The organism is Advenella sp. (assembly GCF_052108595.1).
Taxonomy (GTDB): domain Bacteria; phylum Pseudomonadota; class Gammaproteobacteria; order Burkholderiales; family Burkholderiaceae_B; genus Advenella.
In genome coordinates this window covers 1-19248 of sequence record NZ_JBQEAU010000047.1, presented here as the reverse complement: position 1 = coordinate 19248, position 19248 = coordinate 1, and the positions used below count along the sequence as shown (strand labels likewise).

Here is a 19248-nt window from a genome sequence, read left to right as displayed (position 1 = left end):
TCATGCATTTCATTGCATTTTGTTTGTCATTAGAGGCACTATATTGCATGATTCTATAGGTGGTCAAGCCGTTTAACTAGGGACTTACCCTAGGCATTCACGTAGAATCAGGTCAATACTTCGGCTGACTGGCGGGCTGCCTGGACTTTCGCAAACAGTGCATCAAAGGTCTCTTCAAGAGGCTGAAGACTGGTATCCAGATGCACGTCCGCCTTGCTGTAGAAGGCCACCCTGCCCTCCAGAATCAGTTTCAGATCGTGCATGGCTTCCTTGCTGCCGGACATGGGACGGAAATCTCCCTGGGCGATGACGCGGTCCATGTGCTCGCGCGGCGTGGCCTGCAGCCAGACCGTCAGACAATGCTCCAATAGATTATTGTAGGTGGCCGCTTCGGAAACCAGCCCGCCCGGCGTGGCAATCACTACTTCAGGATAAAGCTGGATGGTTTCTTCCAGCGCGCGTCGCTCATAGCGACGGTAGGCCACGGGACCGTACAGCGAATGAATCTCGTTGATGCTGCAACCGGTCGTCTGTTCAATTTCATGGGACAGCTCGATAAACGGATAGCCCAACCGGTCCGCAAGCATGCGGCCCAGCGTAGATTTACCTGCGCCGCGCAGGCCAATCAGGGCAATGCGTGACAGGCGCGAGCCCGGGGTCTTGTCAGCGCCGAACAGTTCAATCAGTCGCAGCCGCACTTTATGCAGGTCCTTCTCGCTGCGGTTCTCCAGCAACTCCCGGATCATCAGCCACTCGGGCGACGAGGTGGTAACGTCGCCGATGAGTTCGGCCAGCGAGCAGGTCAGCGCCTGGGCGACCTGATGCAGCACCAGTATGGTTGCGTTGCCGGTACCCAGCTCAAGATTGGCCATATGGCGCTCGGAAATGCCCGCCAGACTCGCCAGCTTCTTGCGCGTGATCCCCTTGCGCGCTCGCAGTGAGCGGATCCGTTCACCCAACGCCCGCAACAGCGGCGTCTTGTCTTCCATCGGATCTATTTCAAATGAATTTTCCAGCGTCATAGCGTGCCATTTCGTAAATCGGGAGCTAGTGTTTTCCCTAAAGATAGAGCAAAAATCTTGACTGATTTTAACTGCATGCATATCTTATCATCTACATGCAAAATAATGCACGAAAAAAAATCAGGTGTTAAGGAGACTTTCAGCATGCGTGAACATTTCGACACGCTCATCCAGGCAGTAACCCGGCAAATCGCAAACCGTCCGCTGGATGAGACGTTACAGGTCTGGCTCAATAGCCACTACGGTGCGGATAGCCAGTGGTATCGCGACATCAGCGCGGCCTGTATTGAAGGCGTGCAGGATGGCTGGATGTGCAAGCACGAAGCGCAGGGACTCAAATACGGCCGGGTGAGCAAGCCGTCCGAAGCGACCCACGGATTTTCCGTAGATGTGGTGAGCATGCTGGATATCCGCGGTCCCCATCACCGTCATCCCAATGGCGAAATCGATCTGATCATGCCGATCACCCCCGGCGCCCGGTTTGATGGTTGTGATGCCGGCTGGAAGGTCTACGCCCCGGACTCCGCACATTATCCCACCGTCAGCAACGGCGCAGCCCATGTGCTGTATTTGCTGCCGGAAGGAAAAATAGAATTCACGGCGCAACAGCAATGACAGGCCAAAGGACTTCAGATCCTGTCGATAACCAGGCTGCAGCCGTATCGAGATAGCGCAAAGCCGATAAAGACAGCCAATCGATCCACTCGCAGCGCGGCAGTGCCAACAACTTGTAGTGAGCTGGCAATAAGCAGCCAGGCATTTAGCGGAGTTAACCATGCAGACCCCTGAAAACAGCAATCAGTTCAATATTGCCGACTATCTGATGCAAACCAACCAGCACCGTCTGGATCGCCTTGCGTACATCGATAGCAACGGCACATTGACCTATGAGGCGCTTTTTGACAAAGTGCGGCGCCTGACCTCTGTACTGAAAAACCTCGGCGTGCACCGCGAGGAACGGGTGCTGCTGCTGATGAACGATTGCACAGACTGGCCTGTCGCCTTCCTGGGCGCCATTCATGCCGGTATCGTGCCGGTTGCCATCAATACCCTGCTGACACCACAGGACTATAAATACATCATTGAAGACAGTCGCTGCCAGGCCGCGATGGTGTCGGCCGCGCTGCTACCGGTGCTGGCTCAGGCCATGAGCGAAGCAGAGCACGAAATCAAGCATATCCTCGTGTCGCGCCCGCAAGGTGAACTCTCGCATGGCCAGTTGAGCATGGACCAGGTGCTGGCCGCGGCCACGCCCTGTCACCGTCCCTGTAGCACCCAAGCCGACGAACCGGCCTTCTGGCTGTACTCTTCGGGTTCGACCGGCAAGCCTAAAGGCACCATACATAGTCATGCCAACCCCTACTGGACGATTCGCTATTATGCACAGGACCTGCTGCGGCTGACCGAATCGGACCGTATTCTCTCAGCTGCAAAGCTGTTTTTTGCCTACGGGCTGGGCAATGCCCTGACCTTCCCGCTGGGCGTAGGTGCCAGCGTGATTCTGATCGAGGGCCGCCCCACCCCGGAGGCCGTCTTTGAGGCGATGCGCAAACATCAGCCTACTGTATTTTGCGGCGCACCAACCGGTTATGCCGGCATGCTGGCCGCTGCCAATACGCCCACCCGCGACGAGGTGCAATTGCGCATGTGTTCGTCAGCCGGCGAGGCGCTGCCACGGGAGCTTGGCGAGCGCTTCACGGCCCATTTCGGCTGTCATATCATCGATGGCATCGGCTCGACCGAAATGCTGCATATTTTTCTGTCCAACAGGCCCGATGACATCCGCTATGGCACCACAGGAAAACCCGTACCCGGCTATGAACTCGAGCTTCGCGACGAGCAAGGTGCTATCGTCGCAGATGGCGAAATCGGCGATCTGTACATCAAGGGAAAAAGCGCTGCCCTCATGTACTGGAACAACCGGGAAAAGACAAGAGCAACATTTCAGGGGGAGTGGACCAAGAGTGGCGACAAGTATTCGCGCGATGCCGACGGCTATTACACCTATGCGGGTCGCAGCGACGACATGCTGAAGGTGAGCGGACAGTATGTGTCTCCCTTCGAAGTGGAGGCGACGCTCATTGAGCATGAAGCCGTCCTGGAGGCGGCCGTGATCGGCGTTACTGACTCGCAGGGGCTGGTCAAGACCCGCGCCTATGTGGTGCTCAAGGAAACGGCGCCGGCGGCCGACGACACGCTCAGGGATGCGCTCAAGGCCTTTGTCAAATCCCGGCTGGCGCCGCACAAATATCCACGCAGCATTGAATTTCTGGATGAGCTGCCCAAAACGGCAACCGGCAAAATCCAGCGCTTCCGTCTGCGTGAAATGAATCAGCATGAGGTGGCGTAAGTCATCAACCAAAAGGCAGGCATAGCGGGCTATCGCAAGGTATGCCGTGATCCTGGAAATGCGGTACCAGGATCGCGACAAGCGGCGTCGTTCGTGGCAACACAAATAAGCAGTCATCATAAAAAACAGTCGTACATTCAGGAGACAGGACAATGAATAATGTGAGAAAAGCCACGATCGCGACAGCGATCATGCTGGCCGGGGGATTGGGTCAGGCGGCGCAGGCCGAGGTCAAGGTGGGCCTCATGCTGCCAGCCACAGGCACCTATGCGGCGCTTGGCAAGGCGATCGAAAATGGCTTTAAACTGTATGTCGAGGAACAGGGCGGCAAACTGGGCGGCCAGCAGATACAATATTTTGCTGTCGATGACGAATCTGATCCGGCCAAGGCGCCGGAGAACACCAACCGGCTGGTGCAGCGCGACAAGGTCGATGTGCTGGTAGGCACAGTGCATTCCGGGGTGGCCATGGGGATGGCGAAAATCGCTCGTGACAGCGGCGTCATCTACATTATTCCCAACGCCGGTGCAGATATGCTCACCGGGCCGCTGTGTGCCAAAAACATCTTCCGCAGCTCATTCACCAATTGGCAGCCCGCCTATGGCATGGGCATTGTTGCCGCCGAAAAGCAAAAGCATAAAACCGCTGTTACCATCAACTGGAAATACGCCGCCGGCACCGAGGCGGCCGATGGTTTCCGCGAAGGTTTCGAAGCCAAGGGCGGCAAAGTGATCAAAGAGCTCACGCTGCCCTTCCCCAACGTGGAATTCCAATCGCTGCTGACTGAAATCTCCTCATTGAAACCGGATGCCGTCTTTGCTTTCTTTGCTGGTGGCGGTGCCGTCAAATTCGTGAAGGATTACGATGCCTCGGGCCTGCGCAAGACGATCCCGCTCTATGGCCCAGGCTTTTTGACCGACGGCACACTCCAGGCCCAGGGCGATGCAGCCAAGGGCATGCTCACCACCCTGCACTATGCCGATGAACTGGACAATCCGAAAGACAAGGCGTTCCGCAAGCACTACCAGGAAAAGTTCAGCATGGAGCCGGACGTATACGCGGTGCAGGGATACGATGCTGCCCAGTTGCTGGCAGCCGGTTTAAACCACGCCAAGGGTGATATCAAGAACAAGGATTCGGTCATCGAAGGGATGGAACAGGCCAAGGTGGACAGCCCGCGCGGACCGTTCACCATGTCCAAGGCGCACAATCCGGTGCAGAACATCTATCTGCGTGAAGTCGTGGGCAACCACAACAAGAGTCTGGGTGTCGCCGTAGCCAATCTGGAAGATCCGGCCAAAGGCTGCAAGCTGAGCAAGTAAACCGAAAGTGCGTGCGCACGGGCGGATCCGGGCGCACCCACCGATCTTCGGATGACAAATTGATATAAAAACATTTCTGATTCAGTGTCTGAACAGCGTGCAGTACGGGCTGCTGCTGTTTTTGATCGCCAGCGGGCTGACGCTGATTTTCGGCATTATGGGTGTCATCAACCTGGCGCACGGCAGTTTCTTCATGATCGGCGCGTATCTTATATATGCGCTGGGCATGTATATCGATAACTTTGCCGTTGCGCTGGTGCTGGGTATTATTCTGGCTCTGGCCTTCGGTTACTTGCTGGAGTGGGGCTTTTTCAGCTTTCTTTACGAGCGCGAGCATCTGTTGCAAGTGCTGATGACCTACGGGCTGATTCTGGTATTTGAAGCGCTGCGCAGCATTCTGCTGGGCGACGATGTACACGGCGTCAGCCCGCCAGGCTGGCTCGCCGGCTCTATCGCACTTGGCAACGGGCTGAGCTATCCGGTCTACCGACTGTTCATTTCGCTTGTCTGCCTGGTCATTGCAATTGGCATGTACCTGTTGATCAAGCATACCCGCCTGGGCATGAAAATCCGTGCCGGCGCCACCAATCGCGAGATGGTGCAGTCGCTGGGCGTCAACATCTCGGTACTGTACCGCAGCGTATTTGCAGCCGGTGTCGCGCTGGCTATCTTTGCCGGCATGCTCTCGGCCCCAGTGTCATCAGTCTACCCCGGCATGGGCGGCAATGAATTGATTATCTGTTTCGTGGTCGTGGTCATTGGCGGCATCGGCTCCATCAAGGGCGCGCTGGTTGCTGCGCTGCTGATCGGCTTCGTCGACACCTTTGGTAAAGTACTCTGGCCCGAAGGTGCAGGCGCGCTGGTCTATCTGCTTATGGTGCTGGTGCTGCTGTTCAAGCCCCAGGGTCTGTTCAAACAGGGAACCTGACCATGATTACAAAGAACAATCTTTTTTTGTGGATAATCGGTCTGGCCCTGCTGGCACTGCTGCCGCTGCTGCCCGAGCCTATCGGCAGCAAATACCACGGCGATCTGGTCACGAAAATCATGATCCTGAGCATCTTTGCGCTCAGCCTGCAACTGCTGGTGGGCTTCACCGGCCTGGTAAGTCTGGGGCATGCTGCCTTTCTTGGCTTTGCCGCCTATATGGTCGCGACCTTCTCGCCCGAATCGGAAGCGGGCAATGGCTGGCTGCTGATGGCCATTTGCATTGGCGGCGCCGGGCTGCTGGCGCTGCTGATCGGCATGCTGGTCATGCGCAGCTATGGCGTCTATTTCATCATGGTTACGCTGGCCTTCGGACAACTGGTCTACTTCGTTTTTCATGACATCGAAATCTTCGGCGGCTCCGACGGCACCTATATTTATTTCAAACCTGATTTTTCCATTTTGCAGTGGCAGCCCTTTGATCTTGAGTCGGGCAATACTTTTTACTGGTTCACTCTGGCATTGCTTATTATCACAGTCGTCATTCTGCAGCTGATTCTGCGTTCCCGCCTGGGCCATGCCTTTGTCGGCATCAAGCACAACCAGCTACGCATGCGCGCCGCCGGATTCGAATCAACCGCCTACAAGATTGCCAGTTTTGTCATTAGCGGGATGCTGGCAGGCCTGGCCGGGTTCCTGTATGCATGCCAATACGGCTATGTCAATCCGGAACTGTTGTCCTGGCATCAGTCTGGCAATGTATTGCTCATGATCATTCTGGGTGGCCTGGGCAGCCTGGGCGGGGCAATTATTGGCGCCTTCGCTTTTGTGCTGCTGTCAGAATGGTTTACCGCCCTCACCAAGCACTGGCAGTTGCTGTTGGGTGGCTTTATTATTTTCGTGGTCATGCTCATGCCCTATGGCCTGGCTGGCCTGCCCCGGCAACTGCGGGAATGGCGCGCTCGCAGCGCAAACAAGGGAGGCGCAACCCAATGACGACTGCATTACTTGAAGCCAGGAATGTGACCCGAAAATTCGGTGCGCTGCTTGCGGTAAACAACGTATCGCTGCAGTTGTTCGAGGGGGAAATCCTGGCGGTGATCGGCACAAACGGGGCCGGCAAATCGACACTAACCTATCTGCTGTCAGGCGAACTGCCGCTCACCGATGGCCAGGTGTTCTTGCGCGGCAAAGAAATCAGCAAGTGGTCACAGCCGGCAAGATCACAGGCAGGCGTGGGCCGCAGCTATCAGCGCAACAATATTTTTCTGCCACTGAGCGTGCGCGAAAACTGCCGCCTTGCCGCCCAGGCAAAAATCCAGAAACCGTGGCAAGTCTGGACGGCCGCGCAACATTGCCAGCGCAGCCTTGAGATGGCCGACCACGCGCTGGAACAGGCGGGCCTGAGCGAACATGCAGCGAGCGTCGCTGCCAACCTGTCGCACGGGCAGAAACGACAGCTTGAAGTGGCCATGTGCCTGGCCCAGCAACCTGAGGTGCTGCTGCTGGACGAGCCGCTGGCTGGCATGGGGGTCGAAGAGTCCGAACGCATGCTGGCGCTGCTGCACCGGCTGAAAAAGAACCTGGCTATCTTGCTGATCGAACACGACATGGACGCGGTTTTTGCCGTTGCAGATCGTCTGACGGTGATGGTAAACGGCGCGGTGCTCGCTAGCGGACTGCCCCATGACATACGCAACAATACCGCCGTGCAGACCGCCTATCTGGGCGAGAGCGATCACGCAACAGAACACTCGAGCACCCTAGCGATATGACAAATGCAACAATGACAGACGACATCATTCTGGCGCGCGATATCCACGCCTGGTACGGTTCCAGCCACGTGCTGCACGGCATCGACTTTAACCTGCGGCGCGGCGAGACGGTAGGCCTGCTGGGCCGCAACGGCATGGGCAAATCCACACTGATACGAACCCTGTTGGGCCATGTCAAACAACGCAGCGGGCGGATTGAGCTGCAGCGGCAGCAAATGTCCGGCGCCCGCCCCTATCAGGCAGCGCAGTTGGGCATTGCCTACGTACCTGAAGGCCGCGGCATTTTTCCCAACCTGACGGTCCGAGAAAATCTGGTGATGTGCGCTCGCGCCGGCCGCGACGGGAATACCGCATGGGACATCGATCGCATACTGGAGACCTTCCCCCGACTTGCAGAGCGCCTGGACAACATGGGCGACCAGCTCTCCGGTGGCGAACAGCAAATGCTTTCGATTGGCCGGGCGCTGATGACCAATCCGGATGCCATCATTCTGGACGAAGCCACCGAAGGCCTGGCGCCGCTGATTGTGGAAGAAATCTGGCGCGTCATCGGACTCATCCGCACCAGCGGCCTGGCGACCATGGTGGTCGATCGCAATTATCGCAAAGTGATGGATCAGGCGGACCGCCTGGTTGTACTGGAAAAAGGCCGGGTTGTGCTCGAAGGCGACGCCAGGCAGCTGCGCAACGACCCTTCTCAAATCCACCAATATCTGGGCGTCTGACGGTCGTGGCGCCAAGACCCAAAAAGATAACCGCAGCCAGGCCGGTACAAGACTTGCCCGGCATCAACGAGAGAACTGCCAGCTATCGGCGATGAGCCCTGGCCGGATACACAGTCGAAAGAGACAGTATAAAAGGGAGAGAATGATGAACAATACAGACACATTCACATTGGCAACAGGCATGCTGCTTGCCTCCACAGGCGTGGCGCATGCCGCCGGCATCTCTGATGATGTCGTGCGAATCGGTTTTCTAACCGATATCTCGGGGGTCTACGCCGACTATGACGGCCAGGGCGGTGTGCAGGCGATCCGTATGGCAATCCGCGATGCGGGCGGTAGCATCGACGGCAAGAAAATTGAACTGCTTTATGCCGATCATCAGAATAAAGCCGATATTGCAGCCGCCAAATCGCGCGAATGGGTGGATGTGAACAAAGTGGACATTCTGATCGGCGGGACCAATTCTGCGGTCAGCCTGGCCATGGCCAACGTAGCCACTGAAAAGAAAAAACTGTTTATCTCTACTGGCGGCGGCACATCTGCCCTGACCGGCAAGCAATGCTCCCCTTACATTATCCACTACACCTATTCGACCGATGCGCTGGCCAACGGCACAGGCAAGTCTGTGGTCAAAAATGGCGGCAAGGACTGGTTCTTCATTACCACCGACTACGCCTTTGGCCATGCCCTGGAAGCGGCCACGTCCAAGGTGGTCAGGCAAGCCAACGGCACCATCAAAGGCTCGGTCAAGGTGCCGCTAGGCGCTGCCGATTTTTCTTCCTATATATTGCAAGCGCAATCGTCAGGCGCAAAGATCCTGGGGATGGCCAATGCAGGCGGCGACTTTGTGAACGCGGCAAAATCTGCCAACGAATTTGGCTTGAATACCCAGATGAATCTGGTTGGCCTGACGGTACTCATTCCAGACATCCATTCCCTGGGCTTGCAAGTCACCCAGGGGATGTATCTGACCACGCCGTTTTACTGGGATCTGGACGATGACACCCGCAAGTGGACAGCCGAATACAAAAAAATCACTGATCGCATACCGACCTACATTCAGGCAGGCACCTATTCGGCCGTCAGCAATTATCTTGCTGCAGTCGCCGCATTAAAAACCGACGATGCGGATGCAGTCATGAAGCGATTCAAGACCGAGCGCATCAAAGACTTTTTTGCCAAGGACGCCATCGTACGTGCCGATGGCAGACTCACCAATCCGATGTACCTGATGCAGGTAAAAAAACCGGACGAATCCAAAGCCCCCTGGGATTATTACCGGAAAGTTGAAACGCTTTCGCCCGATGATCTTTACGGCAAACTGGAAGACTCCGCCTGCAATCTGGTGCAACAATCTGCAGGAGCGCAATCATGAGTACACCAAAAGTCATTATCACCATTGCCCCTACCGGGGGCATGGCCTACAAAAGCCAGAACCCGAACCTGCCCACGCAACCGCAGGAGATTGCAGACGACGTCTACGACTGCTATAACGCCGGAGCAAGCATTGTGGCGCTGCATGCGCGCAATCCTGATGACGGCGCCACCTGCAATCCCGATATTTATTACGATATGAATACACGCATTCGCGCCAAATGCGACATTATCCTGAATAACTCCACGGGTGGTGGTGTGCACGGCGAGATGATCGGACAGAACGAAAACGGCATGTGGGAGCTGCTCTGGGAAGAACGCATCAAGGGCATGGAGGCCGGCGCCGAAATGTGCACGCTGGACGCCACCACCATTATTGCCAGCTTCGATAACAAGGAAATTCTGATGAACACCGCACCCTCGCGCTGCCGCTTTCTGGCCGACGAGATGAAAAAACGCGGCATCAAACCCGAATGGGAGGTGTTCAGTCCCACGCATATTTTGCAGGATACGGCAACGTTACTTGCGATGGGCGCGGACGAAGAACCGGCCTATGTCAATTTAGTCATGGGTGTGCACCGGGGCTTTCAGAACGCCATGCCCTACTCGCCGAAAAATCTGCAATTCATGGTCGAGTGCCTGCCGCCCGGGACCATCTTCGGCGCCAGCGGCATCGGCCCGGCACAGCTGCCCTGTGCCATCAACTCCTTGCTGCTGGGAGGACACGTACGGGTAGGACTGGAAGACAATCTTTATTACTCGCAAGGCCGGCTGGCCAGCAATATCGAATTGACCGAAAGAATTGTCCGGCTGGTTCGTGAAATGGGCTATGAGCCGGCAACGCCCAAGGAAGCCCGACAAATGCTCAATTTGCCACGACCTGGCGCGCCCGTCAAACCGACATTTGCGCTGTGATCACTGACACAGACGCCGACTGATATCTGGTCGCCGCAGGCCGTTGCACAGCGGGCGCCAGGGCATGCCTGCCCGCCTGCTTCGCGGATATTGCATCACGGACATTGCGTCGCAACATGAAGCTCGCGCGCAGTATTCATGGCGAACGGCCAGTGCAGGCGGCGTGCTGCGATCCCGGACGACAATCAACGCCCCACAACACCGACGGCAACGGAAAGCGGCGCAAGCGGGCTTGTCGGCACGTTTGGGCCATCGAACAATCAGATGCATTATTCAGTTGGTAAAGCGCTCGATGGCCAGCAAATAGGGCGCGGGATTCGCGCGATTAATGAACTCATATTTGAGCACTCGGTATTGCTCCGGCGAAAGTTGCGCGACGAAAGGCTCGAGCACTTTCTTTTCGCTGGCACCCGCCGGATGTCCCCAGTAAATGGTAATCAGCAATAGCCCGCCGGGCGCGAGCAACGTCAAGGCATTCCTGACGGCAGCCAGGGTGCTGGTGGCCTGGGTGGCGCAGGATTTATCGGCGCCAGGCAAGTAGCCCAGGTTAAAAACAATGGCGTTGATCGGTTCCGATAGGTAATCGAGCATGCGGGCATGGCTATCTTGAATCAGGGTGGCACGCGCTCGCAGATTTTCGCAGCCCAGACGCGCCGCCGTGGCGGCCAGCGCCTCGCTCTGGATATCGAAGGCATACACATGGCCTGTATCCCCTACAAGCCGGGCAAGCTGTAGCGTGTCGTGACCATTTCCCATCGTCGCATCGATGACGCGCGCGCCTGCCACCACGTGGCCGGCAAGCAGCGTATGAACAAAGGTAACGGTCTTGAGCAGCGGCATGGCTTGTTTCCTCGCGTTTTGCGCTACGCAGTATCGAGCAACATCGAACCGGGTGGCGCCAGCTCGCGCTGCATCAGCACCGCATCGCCGCCAAACGCCGGATCTGTGCTGCCGGTTGGGATCGCGACAAAGCCCAGTCGCGACCAGTACCCTTGCGCGCCTTCGACCGCGATCAGTATGGCGCGCGACAGGCCTAACTGCTGCCCCTGTCGCATCAGTTGCGACACCAGTTCATTGGCAAGTCCCCGGCCTGCATAGGCAGGTGATACCGCCACATCATGCAGATAAAGCACATCGCAATCGTGTTGCAGCGCAAGCGGACGATTCCAGCAGGGCTGCAGTTCCGAGCGCCAGGGGTAGCCAAGCGCATAGGCGCATAGCGTATCGCCATCGGTAGCCGCCAGTGAAGTCCAGCCAGCCGGGACCGCGCCGATCTTGCTTGCCAGCACCTGAGCGCTTTCCAGCAGCGCCGGTGGATACACGCTGGCCTGCAACGCCAGCATCTGCGGCAGATCATCGACATGCAGCGCCCGCATGCCAATGGACGGCGCCCGGGCCTGGCTACAGTTTTCAGTTGACATCATCATTTATTCGACATAATCAGCAGGCATTGGCCGTGCCGCCTGACACGATTCGTCATGCCCGACCCTACATGGGGTTTGCATCACCGCCCTATTTTTTATCCAGACTTTTCAGAATATCGATCAGATGGCTGTCGCGATAGCGAAGCAGCGATTCAAACGACTTGTCTTGCCTTGCCTGTTGCGTGCCCTGGACCATTCGCTCTCGTAACTCGGGCGTCATGCGCGGATTACCCAAATCATCCATCCAGGTTTCAATGGCCGGTTGCAAGTGATCAATCAGATGCGCCAGCCCTGCCCGGCCGCCAGCCAGGTCAAAAACCATTTGCGGACCGAAGATGGCCCAGCGCAAGCCCGGGCCCTTGCTCATGGCCGCATCGATATCCTGCACGCTGGCCACGTTTTCGTTGACCAAATGCATGACCTCCCGCCACACCGCAGCCTGCAGGCGGTTGGCGATATGCCCGGCGATTTCCTTGTTCAGACGAATCGGATGCTTGCCTACGGCGCGATAAAATTGCAGCGTACGCTCGATGGTGTCTTCAGATGTTTGTTCGCCCCCGACCACTTCCACCAGCGGAATCACATGAGGCGGATTGAATGGATGGCCCAGCACACATCGCTGCGGGTATCGGCACTGCGATTGCATGCGGCTGACCAGTAGACCCGAAGAGCTGGAAGAAATAATGACGTGTTCGGGCAACAGCGCATCCATTTTTGCGAACAGCGATATTTTGAAATCTTCGCGTTCAGGCGCATTCTCCTGCACGAAATCAACGTTTTCCAGCGCCCGCGGCAAATCGGCCTCAAAGCGCAAATTGTCCAGAAATGACTCATTCTTCACTTTGCCCAGTTCACGCAGGGTTTGCCAGGCTGAATCGATCAGCGTCCGGGTATTGGCCTGAACGTCGGGCGCCGGATCCGACACCACCACGTGGTAGCCATGAGCAAGAAAAAGGGCAGCCCAGCTGCTGCCTATGGTCCCGGCGCCGATAATGGCGATTGTTTTGATGTTGCGATTATCCATGACTGAATCTGTTATTTGCTTCGTATTTCAATAGTCAGAGTGACCTCGGCGTTGCTGTGCCGGAATCCATCAACGGGCTTATCGGGCAACCGCAGCGAACGATACCGCGTACGCCTGCGGGCTGTACCGTGCAACCGGACAAACGCTACCAGCTGCGTACGCGTCCGGTATCCATGTGTACGAACCCGTCTTTCGGGTAATAGCCAACGCCGCCCAGCGCCAGTTCCTTGGCCGCATCCCGCAATTCATCAAGCGGCACACCCTTCAGACGCAGGTCCATGGCCTGCCCCACCATGTGCAGGCTGCGCTTGGCGACGCCGCCGCCGCGCGTCTTGCGCAGACGTTCGTTGGTATGCGGGTCGCGATAGCCTGAAATGACTTCGATGGCAACATCAGTCTTGAGCGACGCCCTGACTTTGTTGACTAGATCAAACAGCGACGGATCCATATGTCCGACCGCACCAGAATAATGGTCCCGCAAGAAACGGTTCAGCCGTTGCATTGCGGCAGGAATATAGGTATCGCCATTAGCGTAGGCCAGCGTGATTTTCTCATTGGTATGCAGGTGGTCGAGCGAGATTTGCCTGAACCCGCCCTCGCCGATATTGGCGCGGGCGGTATTGGTGCCGATGGAGAACATGGCGCCGGCAACAAGCAGAGAAGATGAGGTTCTTAAAAACTGGCGGCGGTGTAACTGAGGGGGCGTAATCGTCATACCGTACTGGCTCCTGAAAATATTACGAGGCAGGTGGAATGTTACGTGAGGCGGCCATCTTCTTGATGGCATTGTCCAGAATCTTGTCCTGTCCGTAGATGTCGGGGAAAAAGTGAATTTTATTGTTTTTTACTACCACGGTACTATAACCCAATACAACAGGAACAGGCTCCAATACATTGATTGTTTTGGATTTTTTTGCCGCCATGGCCTTTTCGATAGCGCTGGCCGTCCATTTCGGTTGTTTTTCCAACACAAATTGCGCCAGTTTCACCGGTTCTTCCACCCGGATGCAGCCATGGCTCAAATCACGCCGCGTGCGGTCAAACAGCTGCGTGCTGGGGGTGTGATGCAGGTAAATGGCCTCGTTATTGGGAAAAATGAACTTAATATCGCCCAGCGAGTTTTTAGGCCCGGGACGCTGACGGATGCGCGCCTGCCCATTTAACACGGCGTTCAGGTTGGCTGCGCTAACGGTTTGCGACACGCCCGACTGAGTGACAAACTCAAACCCCTGGCTCTGCATATAAGACGGATTCTTGCGCAAACGCGGAATGAGTTCCTTGCGGGAAATGGAGATGGGCACATTCCAGTACGGACTGAACTCAATTTTGCTGACCGCGCCATCGAACAGCGGCGTGCTGGTATTGAAGGATTTGCCGACAATCACTTTCATTTCAATGAGGTTTTCCGCCTTTTGATTGCGGATGTGATAAGCGCGCAGCACGAACTCGGGCACGTTAACGACAATGCGGCGTTCGCCTTCTATCAGCGGTGTCCAGCGTAACCTTTCCATGCTGATCTGGATCTGGCGGATACGGTCAATGGGACGGGTATTCAACTGTTCCAGCGTTCCCTTGCCAATCACCCCATCGGGCTCCAGCCCATGACGTTGCTGAAAGCTTTTCACGCCCGCCATGACCGTGGCGTCGTAGATCGGCCGCGCCGGCGTTCCTTGTGGCAGGTCGCCCAGCAGGACCAGGCGCTCTATCAGTGCGGGCATGCCCGGATAGGGCTGGCCTTCAGTCAGTTTGCCACCAGGTACCGCAGGCAGCGCCTGGTTCATACTCGGTTTTTGCTGTAATTGACGAAATACAGCCAGCGCCTGCATCAGCGAGTTGTACATGGGGATGCTGTCGGTCAGCGCCTTGACCGACGCTTTCAAATTGCCATTGCTGATCGCCGTCGCCAGAAACAGGTCGGCATCTGCATCGGAAAACATCGGCTTGGAGTAGCGGTTTTTGATCAGGGACGGCGAAATGCGACCGTTTTTCAGAAACTTGACATAGGTGCGCATCTGCTTAGTCAGGTCGCGATCAAACTGCGCCGTTTCTTCGGCAGAAGCGGCATAGCTGACCCGCTCCCGTTGCGACTGCAATTGTGCAATATGAAACCAGCGAGGGTCCAGGCCATGTTTGTCTGCCGTTGCCAACAGTTCAAGGGCGTCTTTGGCCTGTTCGATCGGACGCCCGTCTTCAATCCAGCTCACTGCAGGTGCATCGAAGGTCGCGTGGGCAAAGTCTGGCGGGATGGAGATTCCGCTATCCGGAACTGTAAACGGTGCCGCTGCATCACTCTGCGGGGCTTGTGCATGCGCGGTGGTGGCAAGCATGAGCGAAAATGATACTGCAGACAGCATTGTCGAAAACGTCATGATTTTTTCACCTGTCGTTATTTAATGGCCGGCCGGGACACACCTGCGCCCGGCGCTTGCACAGCACCGATAGTCGGGCGTATGACATTGCATTGGCTGCTAGGCAAGGTTACAGATGCGCCTTGAAAAATTCCACTGTGCGCGTACGCGCCAGTTCACTGGCAAAAGGATCATAAGAGCCGCGCTGGTCGCATCCGAAACCGTGGTCTGCATCATAAATGCAGACATCCACGTCGGGCTGGGCGGCACGAATCGCCTCGACATCCGAAGGCGGAATCGATTTGTCTTTTTCACCAAAGTGCATCTGCACCGGACATTGGGGCTTTTCATCGCGCAACTCGGCAATGCCGGCGCCATACCAGCAGGAAGCTGCCGAAAACGCAGCGCTGCGGCAGGCCGCAAACCATGTCAGGGTGCCGCCCCAGCAAAAGCCGACCACACCGATTTTTTTCTGCGTCGACAAGGCCGCTGCCGCTGCCTCGATGTCCTTGAGCGCATCCTCGTAGCTCACTCTGGCTTTGAACGCTTTGCCGCGCTCGACGTCCTGGGCGGTATAGCCCATTTCCACACCCGGCTCGATCCGGTCAAACAACGCCGGTGCAATCACGCGATAACCCTTTGAAGCATAGAAATCACAGACATCGCGAATATGGCTATTGACGCCGAAAATTTCCTGCAGGACCACAATGCCCCGTTCCGCATCTTCGGCACCGGCCGTATAGGCCTGCAGAATGTGCCCGTCTGCCGCTGTCAGTGTAATGGTCATGCGTGTACTCCTTCTGGAAATCAGGTTTTCACAAATCACTTTTCAATTGTCATTGTACCTGCTGCACCGGCATCCTGCCCTGTACCAGCAGTCGGTTATTTCCTATGATGTCACATAAGTGTTCCGAAAGCATCACAATACGTTTCAGTCGTTTCAGTTCTTCATGATAGTAAATCCAGAAACTGCGCGTGATCCCGATCCTGTCCTGCAACACCGGAATAAGCTGTGGATTCTGGCCGGCGAGAAAACACGGCAGAATGGCCAGCCCGTGCCCTTGCAGACAACTGTAATATTGCGCGATGACACTTGTGCTTTTTATAACAGGTTTGGTAAACGGCAGAATGTCCTCAAGATATCGCAACTGGTCGCTGAACAGCAGTTCATCCACATAGCTGATAAAACGATGATGATGCAGATCCGCTTCGGTATTGACCGCACCATAGCGATCAAAGCAGGACTGGGTACCGTATAGCAGCAGCGTGTAGTCGGTGAGTTTGCGGGTGACATAAGGCCCGCGCGCCGGGCGTTCTATGGTGATGGCGATATCGGCTTCGCGACGGGTCAGACTGACAAAGCGAGGAACCGGCAAGACGTCTATGGTCATATCGGGAAACTGGCTTTGGAACTGCGCACACAGGGGCGCGATAATGCACGAACCGAAAGCTTCGGTCGCTGCCACCCGCACATGCCCGGCCGGGCTCTGGCTGACCCCCAGAATCTGTTCCTGCGCATTGTATAAATGCGTCTCCATCTGCTCGGCATGCGCCAGCAATTGCTGGCCCGAACGCGTCAGGGTAAATCCTGAGCTGCGCGATTTGTCGAAAAGCAGCTGCCCCAAGTCCGCTTCAAGATGGCGGATGCGCCGGGTGACGGTGGTGTGCTCCACCCCCAGCCGCGCTGCTGCGGCACTGGCTCTATGTGTTCTGGCCACTTCCAGAAAATAGCGGATATCGTCCCAGTCAGGCATGAGTTGTTGTGTAAAAGTTGTGTAAGGGTTGTGCAAAAATGAACATTAAATGTGCAAATATTCTATTGCAAAATTGATTTATACACATCAAACTGGATACGTTTTGCAAACAAAACGATAAAACTATTAAAAATTTAGGAGACTCCTATGTTGATCAGGAAAACAGTACTGGCAGCAGCGTCATGCATGGCGCTTACTGCCTGGGCCGCCGATACACCCGAAGTAAAAGTAGGTGTGCTTACCGATATGTCGGGCACCTATGCCTCCATGGGCGGCGCCGGCTCGGTTGCGGCAGCGCAGCTTGCCATCGATGAATGCCTTGCGGGTCCGTGCAAGGGAATGAAAATCGAATTGGTGTCTGCCGACAATCAGAACAAGGCCGACGTAGGGGCGGCAAAGGCCCGGGAATGGTTTGACCGTCAAGGCGTCACCGCCATCGCCGATCTGACCAATTCAGCAGTGGCGCTGGCGGTACAGAATGTGGCCAGGGGAAAAAACCGTATCGCGCTGTTCTCGGGACCGGCCACCACTGCCCTGACCAATAAATCCTGCTCTCCGATGGGCTTTCACTGGATGTTCGATACCTATTCCCAATCGGTGGGCGGAGCAAAAGCCACGGTCCAGGCCGGCGGCAAATCCTGGTTTTTCCTGACCGTGGATTACGCATTTGGCCACTCGCTAGAAGCCGATACCGCGAAAATGGTCAAGAAACTGGGCGGCACGGTGGTTGGCCAGGTGCGCCATCCATTGAACAACAGCGACTATGCCTCGTTCCTGTTGCAGGCACAAAGCAGCGGCGCGCAGGTTGTGGCATTGGCCAACGGTGGCCAGGACACGGTTAATGCAGTCAAGCAGGCCAAGGAATTCGGCGTCAGTGGTGGCGACCAGCGCCTGGTGGCCCTGCTGATGTTCCTGTCAGACCTGCGCGCGCTAGGCAACGAGAACGCCCAGGGCCTGACCTACGTGGACGGCTTCTACTGGGACTTTGATGACGGTACCCGCCAGTGGTCCGAACGCTTTGCCAAGGCCTATAAGGGCCTGAAACCCACCATGACCCAGGCCGGCGTGTATTCCAGCGTATTGCATTACCTGAAAGCCGTGGCAGCTGCCGGCACGACAGACGGCGCCAAGGTTGCCGAACACATGCGCAAGCTGCCGATCGAGGATCCGATCATGCATAACGCCTCTATCCGTGCCGATGGCCGGGTTATTCACGATATGTATCTGTATGAAGTCAAAAAACCGGAAGAAAAGAAAGGTGAATGGGATTATTCGAAACTGATCGCCACCATTCCGGCAGCAGAAGCATTTAGCCCCCTTTCCGAATCTACCTGCCCTCTTGTAAAAAATTAAAGGATTGATGTTATGAGTGCCATACCCAATATTCCGCTGCTGATCAACGGAAAAAAAGTCCAGTCTTCGGCCAAGGATTGGCTGGATGTCGTGAACCCGGCAAACCAGGAAGTGGTGGCCCGCGTACCGCTGGCGCCAATCTCGGAAGTGGACGAGGCGGTTGCCAGCGCCAAGGCCGCATTTGCGACCTGGCGCAATACCAGTCAGGGCAACCGCATGCGCGTCATGCTCAAACTGCAGCAACTGGTGCGCGACAACGCAACAAAACTGGCCGAGCTGATCACACTGGAGCATGGCAAAACGCTGCCTGATGCCGAAGGCGAAGTGGGTCGCGGTCTTGAAGTCATAGAACACGCATGCGCTATCGTCAGCCTGCAGATGGGAGAATATGCAGAAAATGCCGGCACCGGAATCGATGTGTATACATTGATTCAGCCACTTGGCGTGTGCGTCGGGATTACCGCGTTCAATTTTCCGGTCATGCTGCCCTGCTTCATGTTCCCCATTGCCGTAGCCTGCGGCAACACATTTGTGCTCAAGCCTTCGGAACAGGATCCCAGCGCATCGCTGTATCTGGCCGAACTGGCGCATGAAGCGGGCCTGCCACCCGGGGTGCTCAATGTTGTGCACGGCGGTCCGGACGTGGCAAACCGACTCTGCGAACATCCGGATGTAAAGGCAGTGTCGTTTATCGGCTCCACGCATGTGGGCACGCAGATTTATCAGCGTGCATCCAATGCAGGCAAACGCTGCCAGGCCATGATGGGGGCCAAGAATCACTGCGTCATCCTGCCTGATGCCGACAAAGAAGTGGCCCTTAACCAGCTGGTCGGCGCCGCTTTCGGTGCGGCTGGTCAGCGCTGCATGGCCACGTCGGTGGCCGTGATGGTGGGTCAAGCCAGGGAATGGATTGACGAATTTGTAGAAAAATCCAG

Annotated in this window: 19 protein-coding genes; 11 read left to right on the top strand and 8 right to left on the bottom strand. The window is 56.3% G+C overall.

What is annotated here, in order from left to right; translation table 11 throughout:
* Positions 1-107 precede the first annotated feature (107 nt).
* Positions 108-1022, bottom strand: coding sequence for a helix-turn-helix transcriptional regulator (locus ACTIKR_RS10320; protein WP_193087765.1), 915 nt, complete (start codon positions 1020-1022; stop codon positions 108-110).
* 144 nt (positions 1023-1166) lie between these two features.
* On the opposite strand from ACTIKR_RS10320, the gene ACTIKR_RS10315 reads away from it, so the two are divergent.
* The 9 genes from ACTIKR_RS10315 to ACTIKR_RS10275 all read left to right on the top strand — a co-directional run bounded on the left by ACTIKR_RS10315 (position 1167) and on the right by ACTIKR_RS10275 (position 10410).
* Positions 1167-1637 carry a DUF4863 family protein gene (locus ACTIKR_RS10315; RefSeq protein ID WP_442327786.1) on the top strand — a complete coding sequence of 157 codons (471 nt, stop codon included), beginning with the start codon at positions 1167-1169 and terminating at the stop codon, positions 1635-1637.
* Positions 1638-1797: 160 nt separating this feature from the next.
* Positions 1798-3372: a benzoate-CoA ligase family protein gene (locus ACTIKR_RS10310; RefSeq protein ID WP_442327785.1), complete on the top strand. Its 1575-nt coding sequence runs from the start codon at positions 1798-1800 to the stop codon at positions 3370-3372.
* Positions 3373-3524: 152 nt separating this feature from the next.
* The gene (locus ACTIKR_RS10305) at positions 3525-4694 is read left to right on the top strand and encodes an ABC transporter substrate-binding protein (RefSeq protein WP_370540178.1); all 1170 of its coding nucleotides are present in this window, start codon (positions 3525-3527) and stop codon (positions 4692-4694) included.
* A 58-nt stretch (positions 4695-4752) separates the two neighbouring features.
* A complete protein-coding gene (locus ACTIKR_RS10300) occupies positions 4753-5622 on the top strand; it encodes a branched-chain amino acid ABC transporter permease (protein ID WP_442327791.1) in 870 nt (289 codons plus the stop codon).
* 2 nt (positions 5623-5624) lie between these two features.
* Positions 5625-6617 carry a branched-chain amino acid ABC transporter permease gene (locus ACTIKR_RS10295; protein WP_226816567.1) on the top strand — a complete coding sequence of 331 codons (993 nt, stop codon included), beginning with the start codon at positions 5625-5627 and terminating at the stop codon, positions 6615-6617.
* Positions 6614-7396 carry an ABC transporter ATP-binding protein gene (locus ACTIKR_RS10290; RefSeq protein ID WP_442327784.1) on the top strand — a complete coding sequence of 261 codons (783 nt, stop codon included), beginning with the start codon at positions 6614-6616 and terminating at the stop codon, positions 7394-7396. Before ACTIKR_RS10295 ends, ACTIKR_RS10290 begins: the two co-directional genes overlap by 4 nt.
* 11 nt (positions 7397-7407) lie before the next feature.
* Positions 7408-8121: an ABC transporter ATP-binding protein gene (locus ACTIKR_RS10285; RefSeq protein WP_193087827.1), complete on the top strand. Its 714-nt coding sequence runs from the start codon at positions 7408-7410 to the stop codon at positions 8119-8121.
* Positions 8122-8266: 145 nt separating this feature from the next.
* Positions 8267-9496: an ABC transporter substrate-binding protein gene (locus ACTIKR_RS10280; RefSeq protein WP_193087826.1), complete on the top strand. Its 1230-nt coding sequence runs from the start codon at positions 8267-8269 to the stop codon at positions 9494-9496.
* Complete coding sequence (locus tag ACTIKR_RS10275; RefSeq protein ID WP_193087760.1) at positions 9493-10410, top strand: 3-keto-5-aminohexanoate cleavage protein; 918 nt, start codon at positions 9493-9495, stop codon at positions 10408-10410. Before ACTIKR_RS10280 ends, ACTIKR_RS10275 begins: the two co-directional genes overlap by 4 nt.
* A gap of 273 nt (positions 10411-10683) precedes the next feature.
* Here ACTIKR_RS10275 and ACTIKR_RS10270 read toward each other — a convergent pair whose 3' ends face one another.
* The 7 genes from ACTIKR_RS10270 to ACTIKR_RS10240 form a co-directional block, all read right to left on the bottom strand.
* Positions 10684-11250: a class I SAM-dependent methyltransferase gene (locus ACTIKR_RS10270; protein WP_442327783.1), complete on the bottom strand. Its 567-nt coding sequence runs from the start codon at positions 11248-11250 to the stop codon at positions 10684-10686.
* 23 nt (positions 11251-11273) lie between these two features.
* Positions 11274-11837 (bottom strand): GNAT family N-acetyltransferase, encoded by a 564-nt coding sequence (locus tag ACTIKR_RS10265; protein WP_442327782.1) that lies wholly within the window; start codon positions 11835-11837, stop codon positions 11274-11276.
* An 85-nt stretch (positions 11838-11922) separates the two neighbouring features.
* Positions 11923-12858 (bottom strand): 3-hydroxyacyl-CoA dehydrogenase NAD-binding domain-containing protein, encoded by a 936-nt coding sequence (locus ACTIKR_RS10260; protein WP_193087757.1) that lies wholly within the window; start codon positions 12856-12858, stop codon positions 11923-11925.
* Between the two features lie 145 nt (positions 12859-13003).
* Entirely contained in the window at positions 13004-13573 is a 570-nt protein-coding gene (locus tag ACTIKR_RS10255; RefSeq protein ID WP_193087756.1) for a YcbK family protein, read from the bottom strand.
* Positions 13574-13595: 22 nt separating this feature from the next.
* Positions 13596-15227, bottom strand: a complete 1632-nt coding sequence (locus ACTIKR_RS10250; protein ID WP_442327781.1) for a L,D-transpeptidase family protein — start codon at positions 15225-15227, stop codon at positions 13596-13598.
* Positions 15228-15336: 109 nt separating this feature from the next.
* On the bottom strand, positions 15337-15993 hold the full coding sequence (locus ACTIKR_RS10245) for a dienelactone hydrolase family protein (RefSeq protein ID WP_442327780.1): 657 nt from the start codon (positions 15991-15993) through the stop codon (positions 15337-15339).
* A 49-nt stretch (positions 15994-16042) separates the two neighbouring features.
* On the bottom strand, positions 16043-16960 hold the full coding sequence (locus tag ACTIKR_RS10240) for a LysR family transcriptional regulator (RefSeq protein ID WP_193087753.1): 918 nt from the start codon (positions 16958-16960) through the stop codon (positions 16043-16045).
* A gap of 147 nt (positions 16961-17107) precedes the next feature.
* Here ACTIKR_RS10240 and ACTIKR_RS10235 point away from each other — a divergent pair, with 147 nt between their 5' ends.
* Together ACTIKR_RS10235 and ACTIKR_RS10230 are read left to right on the top strand one after the other, a co-directional pair.
* On the top strand, positions 17108-18313 hold the full coding sequence (locus ACTIKR_RS10235) for an ABC transporter substrate-binding protein (RefSeq protein ID WP_442327779.1): 1206 nt from the start codon (positions 17108-17110) through the stop codon (positions 18311-18313).
* A 12-nt stretch (positions 18314-18325) separates the two neighbouring features.
* Positions 18326-19248 (top strand): aldehyde dehydrogenase family protein (locus ACTIKR_RS10230; protein ID WP_442327778.1); only part of this gene is annotated, 923 nt, incomplete at its 3' end.